This window comes from Luteimonas sp. A534 (assembly GCF_054072805.1).
The window spans coordinates 554,005-577,478 of record NZ_JBSVRR010000002.1; the positions used below are offsets into that span (position 1 = coordinate 554,005).

Here is a 23,474-nt window from a genome sequence, read left to right on the forward strand (position 1 = left end):
CAGCACCCGTGCCCCGGGACCGCCGATGACCGCCGATGCCACGTTTTCAAATGGATCGGCCACCGGCCCGTCCTCGCCATCGACCGCCGAGGCCGCTTCGGGCATCTCGCCGAGCAGCCAGGCATCGAAGATGCGCCGCGCGATCGGCGCCGCCGTGGCACCGCCGTAGCCGCCGTGCTCCACCACGACCACCAGTGCGATCGTCGGCTGCTCCGCGGGCGCGTAGCCGGCGAACAGGGCCTGGTGGCGCAGGTGGTAGGGCAGCGTGCGCGGATCCAGGCTGACGCTGCCGCGACGGCTGATCCGCTGCGCGGTGCCGGTCTTGCCGGCCATGCGGTAGGGCGCCCCGCGCGCCATCGCCGTCGCCGTGCCGCGGCCGTGGATGGTGGCTTCCATGCCTTCCTGCACCGCGTGCAGGTGCGCCGGGTTGTCGGTGATGCGCGGCGCGGGGGGCACTGCGAGCGGCAGCCAGGGTGCGTCATAGCCGCTGCGCCGCTCCGCCACCAGGCGCAGCGGGTGCAGGTCGCCGCCGTTGGCGATCGCCGCGGTGCCACGCGCCATCTGCAGCGCGGTGGTCACCCAGTAGCCCTGGCCGATGCCGGCGATCACGGTCTCGCCCGGGTACCAGGGCTCCCGGCTGTTGCGCAGCTTCCACTCCCTGGAAGGCACGATGCCGGAGGTTTCCCCGGTGAGGTCGATGCCGGTGGGCTCGCCGAAGCCGTAGCGGTGCATGTACTCCGCGAAGCGGTCGATGCCCAGGTCATAGGCAAGCTTGTAGTAGTAGTAGTTGATCGAGCGCGAGATGGAGTCGCGCAGGGCGACCCAGCCGGCGGCGCGGCCGGCATCGCGGTAGCCGCGGCTCTGCCCGGGGATGAAGAACTCGCCCGTCGAGAACACCTGGCTTTCCGGCGTGCGCAGGCCGCTGTCGAGCCCGGCCAGGGCCACGAAGGGCTTCACGATCGAGCCCGGCGGCCCGCCGCCGAGCACGTTGCGGTTGAACAGCGGCCGCGCCGGGTCGTCCATCAGTGCGCGGTAGTCGGTGGTGGAGATCCCGTTGACGAACAGGTTGGGGTCGTAGCTGGGCAGGCTGACCATGGCCAGTACCTGGCCGGTGGCCGGATCCACCGCCACCGCCGAGCCGTGCATCTCGCCGAATGCGAGCACCATCGCGCGCTGCAGTTCGGCGTCGATCGACAGCTTCAGGTCGCCCCCCGCCGTGGCCGGCACCAGCCCGAGCCGCCCCAGGGCGCGCCCCTCGACGTTGGTCTCGACCTGCTCGTAGCCGACCACGCCGCGCAGGGCCTCGTCGTAATAGCGCTCGAGGCCGGCGCGTCCGGTGTGGGTGAACACCGCATGGCCTTCGCCGAAGCGCGCGATGTCGTCCTCGTCGGTGCGTCCGACGTAACCGACCACGTGCGCCAGCAGGTCGCCGTAGGGATAGCGGCGGTTGAGGTAGGGCACGAGCTCGACGCCGGGGAAACGCCAGCGCTCGACCGCGAAGCGCGCGGCTTCCTCGTCGTCGATGCGCAGCTTGAGCGGGATCGCCCGGAAGGAGCGCGTGGACTTGCGCGTGGCCTCGAAGCGTTCGATGTCTTCCGGCGAGAGCTCGACCACGGCCGACAGCGCCTCGACCAGCGCCGGGATGTCGCCGGCCTCCTCCGGCGTCACGTCCAGGCGGTAGGCCGGGATGTTGTCGGCCAGGATGCGGCCTTCGCGGTCGAGGATCAGGCCGCGCCCGGGGACCACCGGCCGCGGCTTGATGCGGTTGGCCTGCGAGCGCTTGGCGTAGTCGTCGTGGTCGAGCACCTGCAGCTTGAAGTACCAGCCCGCAAGCCCGGCCAGCGACAGCAGCACGACCGCGAAGCCGAACAGCGCGCGGCCGCGGAACATCCGCGCCTCCGCCTCGGGGTTGCGCAACCGGCGGCCGCGCGCGCCGACCATCACCGGCGTGCGCCGCGGCCCATGCGCAGCGCGTCCAGCAGCACGAACAGGGGTGGCCACAGCAGCATGCCCGGCAGCGGCGCCCACCAGTAGGCCAGCGGCAGCACCGGTTCACCCAGGCCCAGGTGGATGATGGTGCTGATCACGCGGTCGTTGAGCAGCAGGCCGCCAATCGCCAGCGCCTGCTGCGGCATCGGGAAGAAGCGCAGCTGGGTGCGGAAGCGCTGCAGGATGAAGGTCATCACCACCAGGCGCAGCGCCTGTTCGCCGAGCAGCCCGCCGAAGGCGAGGTCCGCCACCAGGCCCGCCGCGAACGCGAAGCCCAGACCCACGCGTTCGCTGTCCTCGATCACCCAGTACGCCAGCACCAGCGCCAGCCAGTAGGGGCGCACGGGCTGCAACAGCGCCGGCATCGGCAGCAGCCCCAGCAGCAGGGCCAGCAGCACGCTGACCGGGAGCACCCAGAAACGGCCTCGTGAACTCATCCGCCCGCTCCGCCCGGCGAATCCGCCGGCGTGCCCGCATCCGTTGGCACCGGATCCTGCGGCTCGTCGCGCAACAGCAGCACGTCGCGGCCGCGGTCGAGCTGGGCTGCGGCATTCACGTCGCCGACCAGGAAGGCGCGGCTGTCGTTGGGACGCAGCGAGGCGATCGTGCCCACCGGGAAGCCCGGCGGGAAGCGCCCGCCCAGGCCGGAGGTGATCAGCACGTCGCCGGCGCGCACGTCGCTCGACAGCGGCACGTTGCGCAGCTCCAGCATGTCGCTCCGGCCGGTGCCGTAGACGATCAGGCGCACGCCGGTGCGCGCGACCGCCACCGGCACCGCGTGGTCGGGGTCGGTCAGCAGCAGCACCACCGCAGTGGTCGGCGTGGCCTCGATCACCTGCCCCACCAGGCCGCTGGCATCGATCACCGCCTGCCCCCGGCGCACGCCGCTGCGGGTGCCGGCATTGAGCATCAGGCGCTGGCGGGTGGGGTCGAGGTCGACGTCGAGGATCGGCGCCAGCTGCACGGCCTGGCCGCCGCGCTCGGCGGCGCCGAGCAGGCCGCGCAGGCGCGCGTTCTCTTCGGCCTCGACCTGCAGCCGCGCCTGGCGCGCAGCGCCGAGCATTAGTTCGTTGCGCAGGCGCCTGTTCTCTTCCGACAAGCGCGCACGGGTGGCGGCATCGTCGCGCAGGCCCTCGCCCAGGCGCGAGGGCAGCCCCGCCAGCCACCACACCGGCTGCATGGCGACGCTGCCGTGGCCGCGCGCCTGGGCCAGCCAGTCACCGCGGTGGTCGAGCACGATCAGCGTGACCGACAGCGCGAGATAGGCGAGCAGCCGAAGCGTGCCGGCAACGTCACTGGATCGGGGGGTGGCGGAACCGGCGTAGTTGGACACTGTGGGGGCCGGGGGTTGTCAGCTCACTCCGAGGCGAAGAATTCGTTTCCGTGCATGTCGAGCAGCTCGAGCGCACGCCCCCCGCCACGCGCGACGCAGGTCAGCGGATCCTCGGCGACCTGCACGTGCAGGCCCGTCTCCTCGCTGATCAGGCGGTCGAGGTCGCGTAGCAGCGCACCGCCACCGGTCAGCACGATGCCGCGCTCGGCGACGTCGGCGCACAGCTCCGGCGGGGTCAGCTCCAGCGCCTGGCGGATCGCACTGACGATGCCGGCCAGCGGCTCGCGCAGGGCCTCGAGCACCTCGCGCGAGCTGATCTTGATCATCTTCGGCACGCCCTCGGCGAGATGGCGCCCGGAGACTTCGATCTCCACGTCGCGTTCCTGCGGGTAGGCGCAGCCGGCCTCGAGCTTGATGCGCTCGGCGGTGGACTCGCCGATCAGCATGCCGTGGTTGCGGCGCACGAAGTTGATGATCGATTCGTCGAAACGGTCGCCGCCGATGCGCACCGACTGCGAGTACACGATGCCGTTGAGCGCGATCACCGCGACCTCGGTGGTGCCGCCGCCGATGTCGACCACCATCGAGCCACGGGCCTCGGTGACCGGCATGCCGGCGCCGATCGCGGCGGCCATGGGCTCTTCGATCAGCGACACGTCGCGGGCGCCGGCTTCCAGCGCGGAATCCTTGATGGCGCGCTTCTCGACCTGGGTGGAGCCGGCCGGCACGCAGATCAGCACCCGCGGGCTCGGACGCAGGAAGCGGCCCTTGTGCACCTTGCGGATGAAGTACTTGAGCATTTCCTCGGTGTAGGTGAAGTCGGCGATCACGCCGTCCTTCATCGGCCGGTGGGTGGTGATGTTGCCGGGGGTGCGGCCCAGCATCTGCTTGGCCTCGGCACCCACGGCGGCAACCGCCTTCATGCCGCCGTTGCGGTCCTGGCGCACCGCCACGACCGAAGGCTCGTTGAGCACGATTCCCTGACCGCGGACAAAGATGAGGGTATTGGCCGTGCCCAGGTCTATGGACAGGTCGTTGGAGAACATGCCGCGGAACTTCTTGAACATCGGGGGCGGGCGTCCGTCAGGAGGGGCAAGGAACGGGGGAACGGGGGAATTCCCCGGGAAAAACCGGATCGTCAAGCGTAACAACCACCCCCTGCGCCGGCAAGGAAAACCGGGGCCGGAGCCGCGTCGTGCTTGGCCCGCCCCTGTGCAGAGGCTAACCTATGCGGCCGCCGCGCCCCGAGGGCCCGGACGGACCGCCGCCGGCCCTCCGGCACCCCCACCAAACCGAAAACGCCGCCCTTTTTCCGGGCCGGCACCAGCCCCGGAGCGCCTTCCCGATGCCTGCCCTGATCTGCGGTTCCCTGGCCTACGACACCATCATGGTGTTCCCCGACCAGTTCAAGAACCACATCCTGCCGGACAAGGTGCACATCCTGAACGTGTCGTTCCTGGTGCCGCGGATGCGCCGCGAGTTCGGCGGCTGTGCCGGCAACATCGCCTACAACCTCAAGCTGCTGGGCGGCGATCCGATCCCGATGGCCACCGTGGGCCAGGACTTCGGCCCCTACCGGCAGTGGTTCGAGGAAAACGAGATCACGCTCGAGCGGGTCAAGGTGATCGACGAACTGTTCACCCCGCAGGCGTTCATCACCACCGACCACGACAACAACCAGATCACCGCCTTCCACCCGGGCGCGATGATGCGCAGCTACGAGAACCACGTGCGCGACGTGCCGGGCGTCAGCATCGGCATCGTCAGCCCCGACGGCTACGAGGGCATGCTGCAGAACGCGAAGGAATTCGCCGAGGCCGGGATCCCCTTCATCTTCGATCCGGGCCAGGCGATGCCGCTGTTCAACGGCGAAGAGCTGCGCGCGTTCATCGAGCAGGCCGACTACGTGACCGTGAACGATTACGAGTCGAACCTGCTGCAGGAGCGCACCGGCTGGGACGAGAAGACGATCGCCGGCAAGGTGAAGGCCTATATCGCCACCCGCGGCCCGCAGGGCGCGTGCATCCATGCCGACGGCAAGGTCTACAACGTGGCGCCGGCGCACGAGCGTCGGATCACCGACCCCACCGGCTGCGGCGACGCCTTCCGTGCCGGCCTGATCTTCGGCATCGAGAAGGGCTACGACTGGGAAACCATCGGCCGCATCGGCAACCTGATGGGCGCGCTCAAGGTCGAGCATCCGGGCACGCAGAACCAGCGCTTCGACTACGCCGAGTTCGCCGCGCAGTTCCGGCAACAGTTCGGATACGCGCTGTAGCCGTGCGCGGCCGGCGATCGACCGCCGGCGCGACGGCATGGCCGCGTCGGCTCGTGGCCGTCCTGCTGCTGGCGTTCGCGGCGGCGACCTCCGCGTCGGACACCGGGTCGCGGCACCTGGTGCTCGCGACGGACCGGGTGGTCGAACCTGGCTCCGCCGAGCTGCTTTCGGCCACGATCGACGTCCCGCGGGCGGGCTGGGCCTACCTGCACGCGGACGGCGGCCTCGCGCCGCTGGGCGAGGCCATCGCCAACGCGTACATCACGGTGGACGGCCGCCGCGTCTCCAACGAAAGCGTGGTGGACTGGCGCGGCTCGCGGGCACCCAATCGCCACGCGTTCAATGCGATCGCCGCCGTATACCTGCCCGCCGGCCACGCCCGGGTGGCGCTACGCGCGCGCATGCACGGCGCCCCGGCCACGGTCACGGCGGGCAGCAGCCTGTCGGTGCTCACCGATGCCGCGGAACATGCCGGCAGTGCGTTCCTCGAATCGCACTCGCCCTGGCTGGAGTTCGACACGCGCTTCGCCCCCGAAGGACAGCCGCTGCCGGCGGGACGCGGCTGGTGGCCGGTGCTGTCGGTGGATGCGGGGAATGCCGGCGGGCCCGTGGTGGCGATGGCATCGGGGCGCGCCCATGCGTCCGACCAGCCCGGCGACGCGATGTGGGGCATCTTCCTCAACGGCCGCGAACCGCCGCTGCACTCGGCCACCTGGTCGATCAACGACCTGTTCGTGGGCGCCGAGGTGCAGGCGCCGATGTTCGCCCAGGCCCTGTTCCCCTCGCCGCCGCACGGCAGCAGCGTGCAGCTGGTGGCAAGCGAATCGCCCTACTACCGGCCGCGCATGGCCAGCACCAACAACGTGCGCTACCGGGTCGGCGCCAGCACCGGCCTGGTGACCCTGGCCGGCGGGATGCAGGTGGTCGGCCGCGGCTATGCGCCGGCGCACGACTACGTCACCCGCGGCCGCTACCGCCGCTACGCCTATGTCTGCATCGGCACGAATGGCTTTCGCCCCGAGAAGTGTCCGCCCATGGGCACCGAGGTGGTGCTGGCGCGCGGCAGCGCCTGCATCCCGCCGGGGCATGACGGCGAGGTGCTGTTCGCCAGCAGGACGCGCATCCAGGGCGACGACAACGACGACGGCGGCACCGTCAGCCTGTCGCTGCGCGTGGACGGCCGCGAAGTGGCGCGCAATTCGCAGGCGCTCGGGCCGAAGCCGCATGCGGTCAGCACGCGGACCATCGGCGCCAGCTGGCTCGCCGCCGGGGCCGAGGCGCTCGCCCCGGGCTGCCACGTGGTCGAAGCGATCGGCCATGCGGAAGGCGACTTCCGCAACATCTCCCTCAACGCCGACCTGCCCCTGCTCTGGTTCGACTGAAGCTCAGTTCCAGCCCGGGAGGCTGGAGCGGTCCAGGCCGCCGACTTCGAACACGACCTTGCGGGTCCCACCCGCCTTGACCGGGTAGTCGACCGTCAGCAGCGTGGCGCCGTCGATCATCCGCCACAGCGCGCGCTCGTCGTCGATGAACATCGCGATCGCCTCGTCGGTGTCGGGCCGGTTGGCGGCCATGCGCACCGGCGCGGCGTCATCCACGGTGACCGACACGCGGCAGGCGCCGTAGCAGTCGAAGTCGCCGGCTTGCATCACCAGGTAGCTGCTGCGACCCCACGACGGATGGTCGCGGAAGATCAGGCGCACGGGCTTCTTGCCGCTGCCATCGCTGTCCACGCCCTCGCGGGAAAAGATCGCGGCCGAAAGCTGGCTGCCGCCCTTCACGGCCTCCGTGTTGTAGGCCCACAGTGCTTCCAGGCGCGCGGCCTCGCGGGCCGCGTTCGCCTTGGCGCGTACCTCTTCGTGCAGCGGGCGGATGCGCTCCGCGGCCGCCGTGTCCGGCCAGCGCGCAAGCAGCACGTCGCCCTGGGCGCCGGCCAGCACCCAGTTCTCCGCCGCAAACGCTGTATCGAAATCGGCAGCGGCCTGCGTGGCTGCCGCTTCATTGGCTTCGGCTTGGGCCGCGGCCTGGGCTTCGGCCTGTGCGGCCGGGTCCTGGCAGGCGGCCAGCGCGGCCAAGGCCACGAAAAGCGACGTCGCGAGCAGTGCGCCGCGTCGGGCGTGCGCGGGGCGGTACTTGCTCATATGGCCTCCTGGTGGATGAAGGTGCGGCGCCGGGCGGTTCCAGCCGCCCTGTCCGGTGGTGGCGCCGTCAGGTGACGGCGCCTGTCCGACCTCAGCGGCCGGTTGGCGCCGGACGCGTCGGATCGCCGTCGGCAGCCGGCATCGCCGGCGAGTCGTCAACCTGAGGCGACGCGGCCTCGGCCGCTTCCACCGCGGGCACGATCGGAGTCCCGCTGCCCGGCACCGGCTTCGCTTCGGCGATCACCCGCTCCACCGAGCCGGTGGTGATCGGGTGGTAACCGGGGCGCGCGGCGTCCAGCTGCTGCTTGGCGAACTCGAGTCCTGCTTCCGTGGCCACCAGCGCCTGGTAGGTCGGCATGATCAGCTTGCGACGGCCGATCGTGCGCACGAAGTCCGCGATCGCCGGATAGGCCTGCACGTAGCCACTGCGCACTGCGAGCGGGTACCAGCGCTGGGCAAGCTCGCCGTTGGGCGTGCCGGTGAATCCATAGGCGGTGTCGAGCTGCGAGAGCCGCTCCATCGACAGCGTTTCCGGGAGCCCTTCCAGGAAATGCACCCACTCCTGCGTGCTCCACTCGTCGGTGATCACCTGCGGCGGCAGGGTGTTGCTGCCCAGCCAGCCCAGGCGCGCGCTGTCGACCACGCCGAAGTTGCGCGACAGCACCTGCGGCGCGGTGCCCGGGATGCCCGGCTCGTACAGCCAGGTGTCGAACTCCTCGCGGCTGACCTTGCCCGGATACTTGTCGAGCAGGTGTTCCTGCGCGTACTCCACGAAGCGCGTGGTGGGGATCGACTGGAAGGCGAAGTGGTCGAAATAGCCGCGCAGGAAGGCGTCGAACTCGGCGCGGCCGTAGCGCTCCTCCAGGAACTGCAGGAACCACGCACCCTTGTCGTAGGACACCGCGCTCAGCGAATCATCCGGGTCCTTGACCACGCCCGGGCGCACGGCCAGCGCCTGCTCCTCGGGACTCATGTTGGCGAGCTCGGCCTTCAGCCCGTTGCGCGAGATCACGTACTCCATGTCGGCGCGCTCCTTGCCGTACAGCGCCTCGACGATGCGGTTCTCGACGTAGCTGGTGAAGCCTTCGTTGAGCCAGCCGTCCTTGGCGCTGGAGTTGGTGACCAGGTTGCCCGACCAGCTGTGCGCGAGCTCATGCGCGACCAGGGCCACCAGCGACTTGTCACCCACGATCACGGTCGGCGTGATGAAGGACAGGCGCGGGTTCTCCATGCCGCCATACGGGAACGACGCCGGCAGGATCAGCAGGTCGTAGCGCTCCCAGCGGTAGGGGCCGTAGAGCGACTCCGCGGTCGCGATCATCTTCTCGGTGTCTTCGAACTCGGCCACGGCGCGGTCGACCATGCCGGGCTCGGCCCAGACGCCGGAGCGCGCGGAAATCGGCTTGAACACCAGGTCGCCGGCCGCGATCGCCATCAGGTACGAGGGGATGCGCTGCGGCATGCTGAAGCTGTAGTCGCCGTCGCGCACGGCGGCCGGGTCGTTGTCGGCGCTCATCAGCACCATCACGTCGGCGGGCGACGTGACCTGCGCGCTGTAGGTGTAGCGCACGCGCGGCGTGTCCTGCAGCGGCACCCACGAGCGCGCGTGGATCGCCTGCGACTGGCTGAACATGAGCGGCGCGGCCTTGCCGCCGGTCATCGCGGCATCGAGCCACTGCAACCCGGAAGCCTCCGGCGATGTGCGGTAGGCGACGCGGATGTGTTCGTTGCGCGCCGGGGCCTGGATCGTGAGCTTGCTGCCGAGCAGCTCGTCGCGACCGGCCAGGGCGTGCTCCAGCGGCTGCCAGGTGCCGCCCTCGCCCTCGCCTTCCACGCGCTCGATGGTCAGGTCGCGGGTGTCGAGGACCAGCTCGGTGGCCGTGCCGTCGCGCCAGTCCAGGGTGTAGGTGGCGGTGCCGCTGATGGTGCGGGCGTCGAAGTCGAGCGCCAGGTCAAGCGCCAGGTCGTCGATGGCGACCTTGTCGGGCTCGGCGTAGGAGTGCTCGTCGTAGTCGTCGCCGCTGGCGGCGGCCTGCGGCTTGGGCGCCACCGGCGTCTCGGCGGGCGTCGGCTCGCGCTTGCACGCGGCGACGGCGAACAGGAGCAGGGCCGCGAACGCGGCCAGGCGGAGGGTACGGCTCAAGGTCATGGACGGGGGTCCGGTGGTTGGAAACAGCCCCCGATTCTAGCCGCTGGCCGGCGCCAGCGCGCCGGCGGCCCCCCGGGTTGCGCTCAGGCCTTGTAACCGTCGTGGATGGCGACGATCCCGCCCGACAGGTTGCGGAAGCGGCAGCGCGCGAAGCCCGCGGCCTCCATCATCGCCTTCAGTTCGGCCTGGGGCGGATGCTTGCGGATCGACTCGGCCAGGTACTGGTAGCTGCCGGCGTCGCTGGCGAACAGCTGCCCCAGCCGCGGCAGCACCTTGAAGGAATGGAAGTCGTAGACCGGCTTGAACCAGTCCGGGACCTCCGAGAATTCCAGCACCCGCGCCTGCCCGCCGACCTTGAGCACGCGCAGCATCTCCGACAGCGCGGCGTCCTTGTCGGTGACGTTGCGCAGGCCGAAGGCGATCGTGACCAGGTCGAAGCTGGCATCCGGGAACGGCAGCGACTGCGCGTTGCACTGCACGTAGCTGAAGCCGCGGACGTTGCCGCGGTCGACCATGCGGTCGCGGCCCACGCGCAGCATCTCGCCATTGATGTCGCCCAGCACGACACACCCGTCAGAAGCCGCGCCGGTGTCGCCCACGCGCTGGCGCAGCAGCGCCGCCACGTCGCCGGTGCCGCCGGCGAGGTCGAGCACGCGGTCGCCGCGGCCGACCTGGGCGGTGGCGGTGAAATAGCGCTTCCAGAGCCGGTGGATGCCGAACGACATCAGGTCGTTCATCAGGTCGTAGCTGCCGGCGACCGACGAGAACACCTCGCCTACCAGCTTCTGCTTCTCGCCCACCGGCACGTCGCGAAAGCCGAAATGGGTGGTGTCGGGGCGGGGGTCGCGGTCGTCCATCCGGCAATTATGGCACCGCGGCGGGCCGCTGGTTGCCGCCGGTGCGCACCGGCGTGCCCGCGACCACCACGAAACCGCTGGCCGTCTTCGACTCCACGTGGACCGAGAACAGGCCGTCCGGCGACAGCCAGGTTTCGCCGACCTTGAACATGGAGCCCTCGTTGTTGGAGACGTTCGCCGGCGGGACGTCCGCGTCCTGGCTCTTCGCCATCGCCCGGTAGTCGCTGCCCACGCTGTGGATGATGATGGCGTCGCCCGCCAGCTGGCCTTCGTAGGCACCCAGCGGACGCCGCGCCTCCACCGTGTAGATGGTGCCGCGATAGGGATCCGGCGACGCCGGCGTCTGCAGGACCAGCATCTGCGCATTGCCCGAGGCGTGCAGGCTCGCGTAGTCGACCCGCACCTGCGCCGGGAGCGCGCCGGCGGCGATGGTGTGCTTGCGCGCGGCATCCACCCAGCCCAGACGGTCGCGCTGGTAGATGTTGATGTGCTTGGGCCGGGTGCCGTAGGTCGCATCCTGCACCGCGTTGTGCCAGGCGCTGCTCATGACGTCCCAGGGGTTGTCGTAGGGATCGTCGTCGCCGTCGGAGTTGTCGGAGTGCGGGAGGCCGTAGCCATGGCCCATCTCGTGCGCGAGCGGTGCGACGTTGTTGAACGACCACGGCGGGTTCCAGGTGGTCGACCAGCAGTTGTACACGCCGTCCAGCGTCACGCAGCGGCCGCCGCCCCAGGCGTAGCCGTCGAGGTCGCCGTTGAACATCAGGTTGATGCCGAGCACCTGGCGGAAGTCGACGTCGGCATCGGCCGCGGCGGTGCAGTCGTTGAACAGCGCGTCGAGGTCGGCCTTGTCCTTGTCCTCTTCCGCGTTGAACGTCACGTAGTGCGACCGCGGATTGGGCAGCGTGTACCAGCCGCGCGCGCCGCTGCCGGCCAGGTTGATCTTGTTGTACGACACCTCGCGCCAGTAGTGCCCCAGCTGGCCGACCGCGTCGCCGTACTGGGCGCGGAAGAAGTCCACCGTCTTCTGCTCCGCCGTGATGTCGCTGAACTTGCAGGCGATGGTGATCCACCGCGTCGAGCCCAGCACCGCCTGCGCCACCGTATCGGACCGGCCGGCGATGGGGTGCTCGGCGCGCGGCGCGCCGATGCCGTCCGCGGGCACGATCGCCTCGATCACGCGTCGCCCGTGCGCCGCGGCCGGACGTGAGAACTCGATCGCCACGCGGCGGTTCGCGAGCGCATACAGGTCACCGGCGCCACGCCGTGCCTGCTCCGGATCGAGCGTGATGCGCTCGCCGCTGTCGAGTACCAGGGTCGCCTGGAATCGCGGCGCGAGACCCTCGTCGCCACCGGGCGCGAACGGATCGCCCCAGCGCAGCTCCAATCCACCCTGCAGTACTTCAGCCTGCGCGGTGAACGCGCATGACAGCAGCGCGAGCGCTGCCATCCCTGTCCTGATCCGTCGCATCCCGGCTCCCCCTTCCGTGACGATGTGAGCGTGACGCCCGATTCTGTGACAGCCCGGCAACGGGGACAAGCCGCACGACCGCCGTCACGGATCGCGGGCGCGGTGCATCGCCGGTATCGTGATGCACCCCACGGCCCGGCGAACCACGATGATCCAGACCTTCGATCCACGCGCGATGCTCGAAACCGCCATCGCGGAGGCCCGCAAGGGCATGGCCGAGGGCGGCATCCCGATCGGCGCCGCGCTGTACCACCAGGACGGCCGGATGCTCGGTTGCGGCCACAACCGCCGCGTGCAGGAAGGCGACCCTTCGATCCACGGCGAAACCGACGCCTTCCGCAAGGCCGGCCGCCAGCGCTCCTACCGCGACACCATCATGGTCACCACGCTGGCGCCTTGCTGGTACTGCAGCGGCCTGGTGCGGCAGTTCAACATCGGCACGGTGGTGGTGGGGGAAGCGGTGAACTTCGCCGGCGGCGTGGAGTGGCTGCGGGAGGCCGGCACCGAAGTGGTGGTGCTGGACGACCCGCGCTGCATCACGATGATGGGCGAGTGGATCGACGCCAATCCAGGGCTGTGGAACGAGGATATCGGCGAGGAGTGATGGGCCGGCGGCGTATTTCGACCTCAGCCCTTCGGCACGTCGGACAAGGCGGCGACTAGCTCCCTCACCAGCTTGCGGTGCCGCTCATCCAACGCCAGGAACGCGTCGATGGCGTGCTGATCCATCGCGCCGGCTTCCCATGTCCCCCGGCGATCGTGGACCTTGCGGCCGCCTTCTTCCTCCCCATAGAGCCAGTCGAGCCGGACGCGCAGCAGGACGGCCAGTGCCCGCATGTTTTCCGCCCGGGGAATCGACTGCCCCATGAGCCAGCGATGCGCGGCCGCGCCGGTCACCGGCGTGCCGCCGTGCTGGGGCACGAGCCGCGCCAACTCCGCCGCACTCTCGGGCAGCTTTGCCGCTCGCAGCGCCTCCCGGAGCCGGAGACCGAATTTTTCCTGCTCGCTGCTCATACCCGGCGACGGTAGGCGGGCGAACGGGTCCATCAATCAATTGTTGATTTATGCCATGATCAATTATTACTTGATGCCGTCGTTCGACCATGCCCGGGCACCCGCTCGAAACCCCGTTTGCGCCCAGCGCCACTGCCTGCCCCACGACAGCTGGGCAGTGGAAGCGCGTGGCCAGGGGAATACAGCGGGCGGTGTGCCCTTGGAGGGTCACATAGATGCCGGTCCTGGACTGGATCGGCAAGGCCGCGGTGGTGAAGCACCACAAGGACGTGCCGTACCGCCTGCTTGAGGTGGTGCCAGGGCTGTCCTGTGGGGATGCGGACAGCGGCAACCTCGTTGTCCAGGGCGACAACCTGCACGCCCTCAAGGCGCTTCTGCCACGTTACGCCGGGCAGGTGAAGTGCATCTACATCGATCCGCCGTACAACACCGGGAACGAGGGCTGGACTTACAACGACAACGTCAACAGTCCGGAGATTGCCGCATGGCTCGGCAAGACGGTGGGGCCTGAAGCAGAAGATCTGTCCCGCCACGACAAATGGCTTTGCATGATGTATCCCAGGCTGGCACTGCTCAAGCAGTTCCTTCGCGACGATGGCGTTCTGTTCTGCAGCATCGGCGAGGACGAAGTGGGCCATCTCCGCGTCCTGCTGGACGAGATATTCGGAACGAAGTGCCATATCGAGACCTTCATCTTCGTTACGGAAGGCAATACCGAGAACGCCGAAGACGTGACGGCCGTCCATGACTATGTGCTTGCGTATGCACGCAGGCCCGACGCGCCGCGGATCAATCCAACGGTCGATCCATCGGTAGACGAAGGCTCGAAGCTCCTGCGCGACTTCGCCGAAAACTCGATTATCAAGAACGGCAGCGCAAATCCAGCTTCCGCTATCGAGCTTCCGATCGGCTTTCCGTGCGAAGTCGACACGCTGGATATTCCAGCGTCCACGAGTGCTGAAGAATTCATCCATGCCACGAATGAGAACAATGGCTGGATCGCACGAACCTTCAAAAGCAGGTTCCAGGCAAGCTACCCGATACGGCTCGATCGGATGCTTGTCCGCAACCACGCCCTGGTACAACCCTGCCGCGTCTACTCTGGCTGGTCGTCCGCCAACAAGCTCCGGAGGTTCATCAGTACGGGCTGCGATCCAATCGATGACGACGGTGCACGACTCCGATTCTTCCTTTCGAAGAACGGCGTTCCCACATATCGCCGGGAGGGGCGGCAGGCTCACTTTGTTTCCACGCTGCTCAGGAATCTCGGATCAACCGAGAAGGACAAGAACGAACTTGAGCGCATGGGGCTCAAGTTCGACTATCCCAAGCCGAGAAAGCTGATCGCCTACCTTGTCAGCCTATACGTCACATCGGGCGACCTGGTGATGGACGTGTTCGGTGGATCCGGAACCACCGGACACGCCGTCCTGGCTTCCGGCGTCGAAGGGCTCCGCTTCATCATCGTGGAAATGGATGAGACGAATGCGACGCAGGTGATCGCACCGAGACTCCGGAAAGTGATCGAAGGATATGAAGTTCGCCGTGGCAAGAAGAATCTGAAAATCGACGGCCTGGGCGGCGACTTCCAGTTCTTCAGGTTAAGCAGGGAACCGCTGTTCACCCCCGACGGCCAGGTCCGCGACGACGTGCGATTTGCGCAGCTGGCCGAGTTCGTCTGGTTCTCGGAAACCGGCACCGGCCTCAAGTCCCGGTCGAAGTCGCCGCTGCTCGGCGTGCACCAGGGCCGCGCCATCTACCTGCTCTACAACGGCATCCTTGGGGACCAGTCCGTGGACGGCGGCAACGTGCTCACCTCGCAGGTGCTCGACATTCTGGACCCGCACGACGGGCCACGGGTCATCTATGCCGCAGCCTGTCGCCTTGGCACGCCGCGCCTGAAGCGCGAAGGCATCGTGTTCAAGCAGACACCGTATTCCCTGGACGTAGCGCCGTGAGGGCCTTCGCCAGCAAGGAATTCCAGCAGCGCGTACTGGATTCAGTGGAGAAGTACTTCACTCTCTGCCACCAGACCGGGGACGCCGACTCCGCGTATTACCAGGCAACCAGGGAACTCTGGGGGCGCGGCCAGACCTTCAATCCGCTGCCTGGCTTCGCCACGGACATGCCCTACTTCTGCCTGCGCGTGCCCACGGGCGGTGGAAAGACCTTCCTCGCGGCCAAGAGCGTCGCCCTTGCCAACAGGCACCTGTTGCAGACCGAGCACAGCGTGATCTTATGGCTGGTGCCCAGCGATGCAATCCGCGAGCAGACGCTGAGGGCGCTGCGCAGGCTCGATCATCCGTACCACCTTGCGTTGCGCGAAGCCGGACAGGTCACGGTGATGGATCTCGAAGAGGCCAGGTCCGTCACGCGCGCCACGATGGACGCCTCGACGGTCGTGATTGTATCGACGGTGCAGGCGTTCAGCCGCGAGAGCATGCAGGGGCTGAAGGTGTATGAGTCCAGCGGGGCGCTGATGCAGCATTTCGAGCACTTGGCGCCTGCGCAGCGCGACGCGCTCCTAAAGGATGAACGTGGCGTGGCGCCGCTTTCGCTGGCAAACGTGCTCCGGCTGCGCCGCCCGTTCCTCGTGGTAGACGAGGCCCACAACGCGCGCACCGCGATCCGCTTCGGCACCTTCGAGCGCTTCAATCCCAGCGGCGTCATGGAACTGACGGCCACGCCCGACCTGGAGGACGTGCCGAGCAACGTGCTGCACAGCGTCAGCGCCGCGGAGCTGAAGCTGGAGGAGATGATCAAGCTGCCGGTGATGCTGCAGGCCGAGCCCGACTGGCAGGTGTGCGTGGGGGACGCCATTGCCCGCCGCGACGCACTGCAAAAGCTCGCCGATGACGAGCATCGCAGTGGCGCGCCGTACCTCCGCCCGCTGGTGCTCGTCCAAGCCGAGCCGCGCCGCCAGGGCGTGGAAACCCTCGATGTCGCTCGCGTCCGGCAGGAGCTGATCGACAATCACCGGATCCCGGAAGGCGAGATTGTCGTGGCCACCGGCGAGGAGCGCGGCCTCGAGGCGATAGACAGGGGGTACCCGCTGGGCATCGCTGATCCGGCTTGCCCGGTCAAGTTCGTCCTCACCCAGAAGGCGCTGGCCGAAGGCTGGGATTGTCCATTCGCCTACGTGCTTGTGGGGTTGAGCGCGCAACAGTCGGGAACGGCGGTGGAGCAGCTGCTTGGCCGCGTGCTGCGCCAGCCGGATGCGAAAGCGCGCGATTCGACGCCCTTGAACCGGTCTTACGCGTTCGTGCGCTCCGGCGACTTCGCGCGCGTTGCCAACGAGCTCCGCGACGGCCTGGTTCAGGGCGCGGGCTTCGACCGCAAGGACGTCACGCAGTTTGTCGCGGCCCAGAAGGGGGAGCAGGACGCTCTTGACTTCGGCAGACACAGCAGGCTGGTCTTCACTCCCGTCGCGGCGGTGCTGACCCGGAGGCCGGGACTGGCCAGCCTGTCGAAGGAAGTGAAGGGGAAGGTCGAATGGAACGGTGCCGAAAAGACCCTGACCATCACCGCGCCGCTGACCGAAAGCGAAGCCGAGGAGGTTCTGCAGGCCGCGCCGGACGAAGCGTCGCGTTCGGTGATCGCGCAGGCTGCCGAGGCAAGCCGCACGACAGCCATCGCGTTCTTCCGCACGCCCGCAGAGTCCGGTGAACGCCTGCGAGTGCCACAGTTGGCCTTGCGCCAGCAGGGCGAACTGCAGCTCTTCGACGACCCGGAAGCACTGGACTACCCGTGGGAGCTTTCGGGTTACGCCGCCGCACCGACAAAGAGCGACCTGACGGCCTTGGGCGCAGCGTCACGCATCGCCGAAGGCGGCAAGATCGACATCGGCGACGATGGCCAGGTCAAGGTCAACTTCCTGCCGGGCCTGCAGCGCGATCTTGGCTTGGTCTACGAGCCCGAGCACTGGGACGAAACCCGGCTGGCCGCGTGGCTGTGCCGCAACCTGCCTGAGCCCTCTGTCACCCACGCCAGCAAGCAGGCGTTCGTTGCGACGTGGCTCGGGGCGCTGCTCAAGTACGAAGACTTCAACCTGGCGCGCGCCAACCAGCTCAAGTTCACCCTGCGCAGCCTGCTGCAAGACACGATCCTGCGCCTGCGCAGGCAGGCCGTATCAATGGCCTACCAGCAGGCGCTATTCGGCGAAGGGCACGAGGATCGCATCACGACTACCGAGGCGTGCGCTTTCGAGTTCCACCAGCAGGCGTACTCGCCCAACCGCGACTACGACGGGAAGTCATATGGTACGTGGGACTTCCGCAAGCATTTCTACGGACGGATCGGCGACTTCGACAGCAAGGAAGAGTTCGAGTGCGCGGTGCAGCTCGACAAGCTTGCCCAGCAGGGGCGCCTCAGGCATTGGGTGCGCAATCTGGTCAACAAGCCCGGCTGTGCATTCTTCCTGCAAAAGGCCACCGGCCGCTTCTGGCCGGACTTCGTGTGCGAACTCCCTGACGGAAAGATCCTGGTCGTCGAGTACAAGGGCGCCCAAGGCTGGACTGACGCCGAGGACGATCGGCGCATCGGTGGGCTGTGGGCGGAACTGAGCGGAGGCAAATGCCGCTTCTTGATGGTGCGTGACCGCCTGTGGCAGCAGATCGAGGACGCCTTAGGCTGACCGGCACCGGCGCGACGGGAAGACGCTACACCGGGCAGGGATCCATCCACCGCGGATCACGATGCTCCGCGCGCAGGCTGGCGCGCGTCGGCAACGCGCCGTCGAGCGCGACGCCCATGTTCTGCTGCGCGGTGGACTGCGCGAAGGGCGGGCCGCGGGTGTAGGTGGTGAGCGCGAACGGCGGACGCCCGGGCGCCGTGACGATGTAGACCACGTTCACTTCGCTGGGGCCGAAGTGGTAGCAGCCCAGCGGCTCGACCTTCGCCCACAGGTAATCGCAGGTGCCGGAGATGGCCGTCGCCGCCATCCGTGGATTGATCCGCCGCTGCTCGTCGCTGCAGCGCTCCCCATGGACGGCACGCGCATTCGCGGCCACCGCCAGCACCGGGGATGCGGAAGCCGCGGGCACGCATGCGACAGCGGCGACAATGGCCGCGAGGAAGACGACGGGCACTTCACGGTGCATGGCGGCGACCTTGGTGTTGCCGCGCATGGCGGCCTTGCCAGAACGCAACGCTGTCCGCGAACCGCTGCGGCCACCGCACAGGGCGCCCGCCCCCGGCAGTCCGTCAGCCCGTCAGCGCGCCTCGATCGTGAACGCGCCGAACGCGACCCCCAGGTCGAAGCCCTCGCCGGTGCCGGCCAGGGCCAGCGACACCTCGCCCTTGGTCATCACCTGCGCCTTGCTCGACTTCACCGCGCCGGCGTGCGCTTCGGCGGTGACATAGGTGCCCAGCACCTCGTTGATGCCGCGGACCCCGGAGAACTCACCGCGTCCGCCGCGGATCTCGGACTTGCCGACGGTCAGGCCACCGCCCTTGGCGTCGATGCGCACGGCCATGGACTGGCCGTTGTCGCAGCTCACGCGGCCGGTGCCCGATGCCGTCTTGTAGAAGGCCGACCAGCCAGCCATGTCGAAGTCGAGGCGGCAGGAGACGTCGCGCGCCGCCGCGGGCGCAGCCAGCAGCATCGACAGTGCGGCGCCAGTGATCAGCAGGGGTCGAAGCATGTCGGGCCTCACGGAGCGGGCGGGGGGGCGGCCAGTCTGCCAGCCCATCGCCGCCGGACACGCTCCGCTTGCTGAACGCACGCACCGCCCCCGCGGGCGGGGGCGTGTGGATGGAGGCTTCCTCCGGTCAGAGGATGTAGCGGCTCAGGTCCTGGTCCTGCACCAGCTCGCCGAGCTGCGCATCCACGTAGGCACGATCGATGGCGACCTTGCCGCCGCGGTCGGGCGCCTCGAAGCTCAGGCTGTCGAGCAGCCGCTCGAGCACCGTGTGCAGGCGGCGCGCACCGATGTTCTCCTGGCGCTCGTTGACGTCGGCGGCGATCTCGGCGAGCCGGTCGATGGCGTCGTCGGAAAACGCGAGCTCCAGCCCTTCGGTCTTCATCAGCTCGACGTACTGCCGGGTCAGCGCAGCCTTGGGTTCGGTCAGGATGCGCACGAAGTCATGCTTCGTCAGCGCCGACAGCTCCACGCGGATCGGGAAGCGGCCCTGCATCTCCGGGATCAGGTCGCTCGGCTTGGCCAGGTGGAACGCGCCCGAGGCAATGAAAAGGATGTGGTCGGTCTTCACCGGGCCGTACTTGGTGCTGACCGTCGAGCCTTCCACCAGCGGCAGCAGGTCGCGCTGCACGCCTTCACGGCTGACGTCGGCACCCATGCCTTCGCTGCGCTTGGCGACCTTGTCGATCTCGTCGATGAAGACGATGCCGTGCTGCTCGCAGGCCTCGATGGCGGCCGCGCGCACCTCGTCCTCGTTCACCAGCTTGCCGGCCTCTTCCTCGACCAGCAGCGGGCGCGCCGCGTGGATCGCCATGGTGCGCTTCTGGGTCTTGCCGCTGCCGAGGTTGGCGAACATCTGCCGCAGCTGCTGGCCCATCTCCTCCATGCCCGGCGGGGTCATGATGTCGACGCCGCCACCGGCGGACAGGTCGAGTTCGATCTCGCGCTTGTCGAGGTCGCCGCTGCGCAGCTGGCGGCGCAGCTTCTGCCGGGTCTCGGATTCCTGCGACGAGGGCTCGGCGCCGATGTCGACGGTGGTGGACTGCGCCGAGGGGCCGAAGCCGAACGCCGGCGCCTGGCCCTGGCGCTTGGGCAGCAGCGCATCGAGGATGCGGTCTTCCGCGCGCTCCTCGGCCTGGGTGCGCATCTTCTGCTTGGCCTGCTCGCGGTAGAGCTTGACCGCGGTATCGGCCAGGTCGCGGATGATCTGCTCGACGTCCTTGCCGACGTAGCCGACCTCGGTGAAGCGCGTGGCTTCCACCTTCACGAAGGGCGCGTTGGCCAGCGTCGCCAGGCGACGCGCGATCTCGGTCTTGCCGACGCCGGTGGGGCCGATCATCAGGATGTTCTTGGGCATCACTTCGTTGCGCAGCTCGTCGCCGAGCTGGGCGCGGCGCCAGCGGTTGCGCAGCGCGATCGCGACCGCGCGCTTGGCGTCCTGCTGGCCGATGATGTGGCGGTCGAGCTCCTGCACGATCTCGCGCGGGGTCATGGTGGCGTGGGAGGTGTCGATCTTCATGGCCATGCTCAGAGTTCCTCCACCACGACGTTGCGGTTGGTGTAGATGCAGATGTCGCCGGCGATGTTGAGCGCCTCGACGGCGACCGAACGCGCGTCCATCTGCGTATGCGCCAGCAGCGCGCGCGCGGCCGACAGCGCGTAGGGGCCGCCCGAGCCGATCGCGACCAGCCCGTCCTCGGGTTCGATCACATCCCCCGTGCCGCTGATGATCAGCGAGGTGTCCTTGTCGGCCACCGCGAGCAGCGCCTCGAGCTTTCCGAAGCGGCGCTCGGTGCGCCAGTCCTTCGCAAGCTCCACGGCGGCGCGGGTGAGCTGGCCGTGCTTCTCGAGCTTGGATTCAAACAGTTCGAACAGCGTGAAGGCGTCGGCGGCGGCGCCGGCGAAACCGGCCAGGATCTGGCCGTCCTTGCCGAGGCGGCGCACCTTGCGCGCGTTGGCCTTCATCACCGTGTGGCCGAGCGTGACCTGGCCGTCGCCGGCGATGGCGACGCGGCCCTCGCGGCGCACCGACACGATGGTGGTGGCGTGGAAAACGTGGGGGTTCTGGCTGGGGTCCATGCGGCCTCCGGGGGCTGAATCCACTGGATGGGGATCGCCCGCGGCCGATGCAAGTCCGCCGATGGGACGGGTCAGCCCTTGCGACGCTTCGCGCGCGGATGCGTTTCGTCGTACACCTTGGCCAGGTGCTGGAAGTCCAGGTGCGTATAGATCTGCGTGGTCGCGATGTCGGCATGCCCCAGCAGCTCCTGCACGCCGCGCAGGTCGCCGGACGACTCCAGCACATGGCTGGCAAATGAATGCCGCAGCAGGTGCGGATGCACGCGCTTGAACAGGCCTTGCCGCCGCGCCAGCTCGCGCAGCCGCAGCTGGACCGCCCGTGCGCTGATCGGCGCGCCGCCGCGGCCCGGGAACACGGGCGCTTCGCGGCCGGCACCGGTGTCCGCGCGCCACTCGGCCAACGCCTTGCAAGCGTGCGAACCCACCGGCACGGTGCGCTGGCGATTGCCCTTGCCAAGCACCGTCACCAGGCCCTGGTCGAGGTCGATGTCGGCCCAGCGCAGCATGCGCAGTTCGGACAGGCGCAGGCCCGAGGAATAGAAGAGTTCCAGCAGCGCGCGGTCACGCAGGCCCAGCGGTACGTCGGTGGGCACCGCCACCAGCGCCACGGCCTCGTCCACGTCCAGCACCTGCGGCAGCTTGCGCGGCGCGCGCGGCGCGCGCACGCCGGCGGCGGGGTTGGCGACGATGCGGCCGTGCTTCAGCAGCCAGTGATAGAAGCTGCGGCAGCCGGACAGGCGGCGCTGCAGGCTCTTGGGCGCCAGCCCCCGGCGATGCTCGGCGGCGACGAAGGCGCGCATCGCCGCGCTGTCGAGCGCCAGGAGGTCCCCATGCCCGGATGCCACCGCCCACGCGTCCAATGCGGCCAGGTCGCGGCGGTAGGCATCGAGCGTGTGCGCCGACATGCGGCGCTCGACCTCGAGATGTCCGAGGAAGTCGGTGACGTCGGGATGCGTGCCTGCGTCCATCGCGATCGGTCCGTGCTTCCGGCGTCGCTCAGTCGTGGTGGCGCCGCAGCGCCGCCGCGAAGGCCTCGCCCATCATGCGCAGGAACAGCGTGCCCATGCCGGGGTAGAAGCGGTTGGGATCACTGCTTCCCACCGCGACCAGGCCCACGCCCTCGACCGGCAGCAGCGCGGTGGAGGCGACATCGTCGACGCGCGCCGCATACAGCAGCGCCTGCTTGTCGGGATGCAGGCGGCCGCAAAGAGGTTCGCCATCGCCGATGCAGTCGGCGAAGGGTTGCAGGCGGCGGTCGTCGCGCGCGACGACCTGCAGCCACTGCTCCTCGCCCAGCCCGGGCAGCGGCTTGAACAGCACCACGCTCACGAGATCACCGCTGAAGTCCTCGGCCAGCGTGGCGACCATCGCGCGGACCACGCCGGCGGCGCTTTCCGGACGCATCAGCGCCAAGGTCAGCTGGTGCGTGCGCACGGCCAGGCGCTCGTTCTCCTGCGAAACCGCATACAGGTCCTGCAGGCGTCGCGACAGCTCGCGGTTTTTGTCGCGCAGCACTTCGAGCTGGTAGCTGGCCAGCGACGCCGCAGGGCCGTCTTCGCGCGGCACCACGAGGCTGATCGCCAGGTCCGGGAACTGCTGCAGGAACTTCGGGTGCCGGCGCAGCCAAGCCGCGACCTCGTGGGCACCAAGCTTCTCGGTGGTGTCGTTCATGCGTTGAATGTCCCTTCGTAGACGAATGTCGCCGGCCCCGCCATGCGCAGGTCGCCGTCGACACCATGGTAAATGCGCAGCGTGCCGCCGGGCAGCGCCACGTCCACGCCGGCGGTCGCATCCACGCGCCCGCGACGGGCCAGCACGGCCACCGCGGCACAGGCGCCGCTGCCGCAGGCCAGGGTTTCGCCGACGCCGCGTTCGTACACCCGCAGTCGGATGTGGCCGCCGTCGAGCACCTGGGCAAAGCCGACGTTGCACGACTGCGGGAACGCGGCGTGCCGCTGCAGCGCGGGGCCAAGCTCGCCGACCGGCGCGTGGTCGACGTCCTCGACCTCGAGCACCGCGTGCGGATTGCCCATCGACACCGCGCCCACGCGCAGCGTGCGTCCGCCGACTTCGATCATGTAGGCATCGGCCTGCGCGTCGAAGCCGGCCAGGGGGATCCGCGCCGGCGCGAACACCGGGGCACCCATGGCGACTTCGAAGCCGGCCCCGCCCAGCGCGCGCACGCGGTGGCTGGCCAGCGGGCTGTCGAGCACGAAATCGTCGCCCGTGGCGGTGCCATCGCGCACCAGCCAGGCGGCGACGCAGCGTGCGCCGTTGCCGCACTGCTGCGAGGCGGAGCCGTCGGCGTTCCAGATGCCATAGGACGCAATCGCACCGTCGCTGCGCGGCGCGGCGATGGTCAGGATCTGGTCGCAGCCGACGCCGCGGTGGCGATCGGCCAGCAGGCGGCACAGCGCGGCATCGGGCGCCGCCGCGCCATCGCGCAGGTCGAGCACCACGAAGTCGTTGCCGGCGCCGTGCATCTTGCTGAAACGCAGGCCGGCGGGAGACGCCGAGGCCGCCACGG

The 23,474-nt window shown here is 69.0% G+C and carries 20 protein-coding genes and 1 pseudogene; 5 read left to right on the plus strand and 16 right to left on the minus strand.

Translation table 11 applies throughout. The annotated features are described in order from the left end of the window. Positions 1–57: 57 nt before the first annotated feature. From mrdA to ACW5F0_RS07255, 4 genes and pseudogenes are all read right to left on the minus strand, one after another. A pseudogene (mrdA, locus tag ACW5F0_RS07240) lies at positions 58–1,941 on the minus strand (penicillin-binding protein 2); the annotation flags it as partial. Next, on the minus strand, positions 1,941–2,426 hold the full coding sequence (gene mreD / locus ACW5F0_RS07245) for a rod shape-determining protein MreD (protein WP_456965633.1): 486 nt from the start codon (positions 2,424–2,426) through the stop codon (positions 1,941–1,943). The gene mreD and the pseudogene mrdA, both read right to left, overlap by 1 nt. Further along, positions 2,423–3,322 (minus strand): rod shape-determining protein MreC, encoded by a 900-nt coding sequence (gene mreC / locus ACW5F0_RS07250; RefSeq protein ID WP_456965632.1) that lies wholly within the window; start codon positions 3,320–3,322, stop codon positions 2,423–2,425. The genes mreD and mreC overlap by 4 nt, the downstream gene beginning before the upstream one ends. Before the next feature lie 23 nt (positions 3,323–3,345). Beyond that, complete coding sequence (locus ACW5F0_RS07255; RefSeq protein WP_456965631.1) at positions 3,346–4,389, minus strand: rod shape-determining protein; 1,044 nt, start codon at positions 4,387–4,389, stop codon at positions 3,346–3,348. 278 nt (positions 4,390–4,667) lie between these two features. On the opposite strand from ACW5F0_RS07255, the gene ACW5F0_RS07260 reads away from it, so the two are divergent. Then, positions 4,668–5,600, plus strand: a complete 933-nt coding sequence (locus ACW5F0_RS07260) for a carbohydrate kinase family protein (protein WP_456965630.1) — start codon at positions 4,668–4,670, stop codon at positions 5,598–5,600. A gap of 53 nt (positions 5,601–5,653) precedes the next feature. Continuing rightward, a complete protein-coding gene (locus ACW5F0_RS07265) occupies positions 5,654–6,982 on the plus strand; it encodes a hypothetical protein (protein ID WP_456999400.1) in 1,329 nt (442 codons plus the stop codon). A 3-nt stretch (positions 6,983–6,985) separates the two neighbouring features. On the opposite strand, the gene ACW5F0_RS07270 is transcribed toward ACW5F0_RS07265, so the two are convergent. From ACW5F0_RS07270 to ACW5F0_RS07285, 4 genes are all read right to left on the minus strand, one after another. Continuing rightward, a complete protein-coding gene (locus ACW5F0_RS07270; protein ID WP_456999402.1) occupies positions 6,986–7,741 on the minus strand; it encodes a hypothetical protein in 756 nt (251 codons plus the stop codon). A 91-nt stretch (positions 7,742–7,832) separates the two neighbouring features. After that, positions 7,833–9,890, minus strand: coding sequence for a M1 family metallopeptidase (locus ACW5F0_RS07275; protein WP_456999403.1), 2,058 nt, complete (start codon positions 9,888–9,890; stop codon positions 7,833–7,835). An 83-nt stretch (positions 9,891–9,973) separates the two neighbouring features. Continuing rightward, positions 9,974–10,747, minus strand: coding sequence for a bifunctional demethylmenaquinone methyltransferase/2-methoxy-6-polyprenyl-1,4-benzoquinol methylase UbiE (gene ubiE, locus ACW5F0_RS07280; protein ID WP_456965626.1), 774 nt, complete (start codon positions 10,745–10,747; stop codon positions 9,974–9,976). Positions 10,748–10,754: 7 nt separating this feature from the next. Beyond that, positions 10,755–12,194: a hypothetical protein gene (locus tag ACW5F0_RS07285; protein WP_456999404.1), complete on the minus strand. Its 1,440-nt coding sequence runs from the start codon at positions 12,192–12,194 to the stop codon at positions 10,755–10,757. A 169-nt stretch (positions 12,195–12,363) separates the two neighbouring features. Between ACW5F0_RS07285 and ACW5F0_RS07290 the strand changes: the two genes are divergently transcribed. Further along, entirely contained in the window at positions 12,364–12,819 is a 456-nt protein-coding gene (locus tag ACW5F0_RS07290) for a nucleoside deaminase (protein WP_456999405.1), read from the plus strand. Between the two features lie 23 nt (positions 12,820–12,842). Here the strand turns inward: ACW5F0_RS07290 and ACW5F0_RS07295 are convergent, their stop codons facing one another. Further along, a complete protein-coding gene (locus ACW5F0_RS07295; RefSeq protein WP_456999406.1) occupies positions 12,843–13,262 on the minus strand; it encodes a hypothetical protein in 420 nt (139 codons plus the stop codon). A gap of 182 nt (positions 13,263–13,444) precedes the next feature. On the opposite strand from ACW5F0_RS07295, the gene ACW5F0_RS07300 reads away from it, so the two are divergent. Then, positions 13,445–15,187, plus strand: a complete 1,743-nt coding sequence (locus ACW5F0_RS07300) for a site-specific DNA-methyltransferase (RefSeq protein WP_456999407.1) — start codon at positions 13,445–13,447, stop codon at positions 15,185–15,187. Continuing rightward, complete coding sequence (locus ACW5F0_RS07305; protein WP_456999409.1) at positions 15,184–17,862, plus strand: DEAD/DEAH box helicase; 2,679 nt, start codon at positions 15,184–15,186, stop codon at positions 17,860–17,862. The genes ACW5F0_RS07300 and ACW5F0_RS07305 overlap by 4 nt, the downstream gene beginning before the upstream one ends. Before the next feature lie 25 nt (positions 17,863–17,887). On the opposite strand, the gene ACW5F0_RS07310 is transcribed toward ACW5F0_RS07305, so the two are convergent. The 7 genes from ACW5F0_RS07310 to dapF form a co-directional block, all read right to left on the minus strand. Then, positions 17,888–18,355: a hypothetical protein gene (locus ACW5F0_RS07310; RefSeq protein WP_456999410.1), complete on the minus strand. Its 468-nt coding sequence runs from the start codon at positions 18,353–18,355 to the stop codon at positions 17,888–17,890. Between the two features lie 84 nt (positions 18,356–18,439). Further along, positions 18,440–18,871 carry a hypothetical protein gene (locus ACW5F0_RS07315; protein ID WP_456965623.1) on the minus strand — a complete coding sequence of 144 codons (432 nt, stop codon included), beginning with the start codon at positions 18,869–18,871 and terminating at the stop codon, positions 18,440–18,442. Positions 18,872–18,998: 127 nt separating this feature from the next. Beyond that, positions 18,999–20,393: an ATP-dependent protease ATPase subunit HslU gene (hslU, locus tag ACW5F0_RS07320; protein ID WP_456999412.1), complete on the minus strand. Its 1,395-nt coding sequence runs from the start codon at positions 20,391–20,393 to the stop codon at positions 18,999–19,001. A gap of 2 nt (positions 20,394–20,395) precedes the next feature. Further along, positions 20,396–20,947, minus strand: a complete 552-nt coding sequence (gene hslV / locus ACW5F0_RS07325) for an ATP-dependent protease subunit HslV (RefSeq protein ID WP_456965621.1) — start codon at positions 20,945–20,947, stop codon at positions 20,396–20,398. Positions 20,948–21,018: 71 nt separating this feature from the next. Beyond that, on the minus strand, positions 21,019–21,915 hold the full coding sequence (gene xerC / locus ACW5F0_RS07330) for a tyrosine recombinase XerC (RefSeq protein ID WP_456965620.1): 897 nt from the start codon (positions 21,913–21,915) through the stop codon (positions 21,019–21,021). 28 nt (positions 21,916–21,943) lie between these two features. Further along, the gene (locus ACW5F0_RS07335; protein WP_456965619.1) at positions 21,944–22,618 is read right to left on the minus strand and encodes a DUF484 family protein; all 675 of its coding nucleotides are present in this window, start codon (positions 22,616–22,618) and stop codon (positions 21,944–21,946) included. Next, positions 22,615–23,472 carry a diaminopimelate epimerase gene (gene dapF / locus ACW5F0_RS07340; RefSeq protein WP_456999491.1) on the minus strand — a complete coding sequence of 286 codons (858 nt, stop codon included), beginning with the start codon at positions 23,470–23,472 and terminating at the stop codon, positions 22,615–22,617. Before dapF ends, ACW5F0_RS07335 begins: the two co-directional genes overlap by 4 nt. Positions 23,473–23,474: the final 2 nt, after the last annotated feature.